The 2,484-nt window shown below is 61.5% G+C and carries 2 protein-coding genes; one reads left to right on the top strand and one right to left on the bottom strand.

What is annotated here, in order from left to right; translation table 11 throughout:
* Positions 1-83: 83 nt before the first annotated feature.
* Entirely contained in the window at positions 84-2,060 is a 1,977-nt protein-coding gene (locus tag JNL55_RS19875) for a DUF3488 and DUF4129 domain-containing transglutaminase family protein (RefSeq protein WP_293857713.1), read from the top strand.
* Here the strand turns inward: JNL55_RS19875 and JNL55_RS19880 are convergent.
* A partial coding sequence (locus JNL55_RS19880) for an MFS transporter (protein ID WP_293857716.1) occupies positions 2,020-2,484 on the bottom strand: 465 nt, incomplete at its 5' end. The two genes, JNL55_RS19875 and JNL55_RS19880, sit on opposite strands and share 41 nt — an antisense overlap.

Raw genomic sequence — 2,484 nt, forward strand, 5'->3', positions numbered from 1 at the left:
AAGCTGCCGGGCCTGGAGATTCCAGCCAACATCGGCTCAGCACATCGGCAACGTTGTTTGACCGCATTAGCGTTGTTCGAGCCATGAGCACGATCGCCCTCGAAACCCGCCTGCAACAACTGACACCGCTCGGTCAGCGCATGACTTGGGTGGTGGCGGGCTTGGTGCTGTCAGTGCTACCGCACGCGGCCCACATCGCAATCTGGACCTTGCTGATCGCCGCAGTGGTCACGGCGTTTCGGATGACCATCGAGGTCAAGCGCTGGTCGCTGCCGCCCAAGTGGCTACGTACGTCGGTCGCCATCGCGGCGCTCATCGGCGTGCTCGTGAACTACCGCACGCTCAACGGCATCGACGCGGGCACCTCGCTATTGATCGTCATGGCCGGCATGAAATTGCTGGAGACCACCAGCGTCCGCGACCTCACCGTGGTGGTGTTCCTGTCTTACTTCGCACTGTTCGCCGCGTTTCTATACAACCAGAACATGCTGCTGTTGCCTTACATGCTGCTCACAGCCTGGTTGTTGACGGCGACGCTACTGCGTCTGCATCAGACCGAGGCCATGCCGATTCGCGAAGCAGCCGGCACCACAGCCAAGATGTTTCTACAAGCGTTGCCGCTGGCGGTGCTGTTGTTTCTATTCTTCCCGCGCCTGCCCGGTCAATTCTGGGCAGTGCCGCCGCGAGAGAAAGCGTCGACCGGCTTGAGCGAGGAGATGACGCCCGGCGATGTGTCCGAACTGAGTTTGTCGAGCGCCATCGCGTTTCGAGTCAAATTTGAAGGCGCCCCGCCGCCACCGCGTGAGCGCTATTGGCGTGGCCCGGTGCTACATCATTTCGACGGACGCACCTGGCGACGCGTCGGCACGCCGTTCACGCAACAGGAAATTGTTTCGTCCGGGCCGACTTACCGCTACCGCATCTCGCTGGAGCCGCAGGAGCGCAACTGGGTGTTCCCGCTCGACATGGTGACCGGCTGGGACCGCGAGCGCGCATTCCGGACGGGTGATTACCAGCTGTTCGCGCGCCAGGCGCAGATTGCCGTGCTCACTTCGTTCGACTTGGAATCGGCACCGGCCTACGCCACCACGTCCGAGTTGCGCAACGACTTACGCCATTTCGACACGGCCATTCCGCGCAATCGCAACACCCGCACCATCGAGCTCGCCCAAGAGATGCGCGAACGCGCCGGCAGCGATGAGGCATTCATCCAGTCGGTGCTGACCAAGTTCGGCAGCGAAGAGTTTTATTACACGCTACAGCCGCCGGCGTTGGATATGAACGCGGTCGACGACTTTCTATTCAATACCAGGCGCGGCTTTTGCGAACACTTTGCCTCGGCATTCACGGTCATGGCACGCAGCGTCGGCATTCCAGCGCGCATCGTGACCGGTTATCAAGGCGGCGAATTCAACACCCTGGGCGGTTACTTCATCGTGCGCCAGTCGGACGCGCACGCTTGGTCCGAGGTGTGGCTGGAAGGCCGCGGCTGGCAACGAATCGATCCGACGGCAGCCATTGCCCCCGAGCGTATCGAGCGCGGCCTGGATGCTGCGATTTCCGAGCAAGAGGACGTGCCCGGTAGAGCGTTTCGCAATAATGCGCTGCTGTCCAAGATCCGCTTGGCTTGGGACGCGGCGAACACCGTTTGGAACGATCAGGTGGTGCAATTCGGCGAGGTGCAACAACGCTGGCTGCTGGAAAAATTCAACATCAAGGATCCGCGCTGGGAATATTTGGGCGTGGCGCTGATTCTGACGTTGCTCGGCTTCTTCGGCGTGCTGTCAGGCTACCTGGCGTGGAAGTTCAGACCGCGACCGAGCGATCCGGCGTCGCATGTGTACGAGCAACTGTGCCGTAAGCTCGCCAAGCTCGGCGTGCCTCGACTGCCGCACGAAGGACCCAACGACTATGTCGCGCGGGCCGCTGAAGCACGGCCTGAGTTGGCCGCGCAGCTCTCTGAAGTTCGCTCGGTTTATGTAGGCTTGCGCTACGGCCCGACGCCGCTGCCGACCCAGCTCAGCCGGCTGAAGTTTCTGGTAAACCAGCTCCAGGCGTAGCGCCACGCGCGGCTCGCGCGGCGATCACCAGCACGATGGCGCCGCCCGCGAACAGCAATGCCACGGACAGAATCGCCATTCGCGAGTTGCCGGTCGCAAGCGCAGTGAAGGCCATCAGCAACGGGCCCAGCACCGCGGCGAATTTGCCCATCATGTTATAGAAGCCGTAGAACTCACCGGCACGATCCGGCGGAATCAGCCGGCCGTAATAAGAACGACTCATGGCTTGAGTCGCGCCTTGCACGCAACCGATGGCCGCAGCCATCAAATAAAACTCCGACACGCTGGTCATGAACACGGCATAGAACGTGACCGCGCAGTACACACCGATGCCGACGAAGATACCCACCAGCGGACTGATCCGATCGCCGATCGCACCGAACAGCAGCGTCGCCGGGAAGCCGATGAATTGGATCATCAGAAT

Origin of the sequence: Steroidobacter sp. (assembly GCF_016790065.1) — a bacterium.
In the GTDB taxonomy this organism is placed as follows: Bacteria; Pseudomonadota; Gammaproteobacteria; order Steroidobacterales; family Steroidobacteraceae; genus Steroidobacter.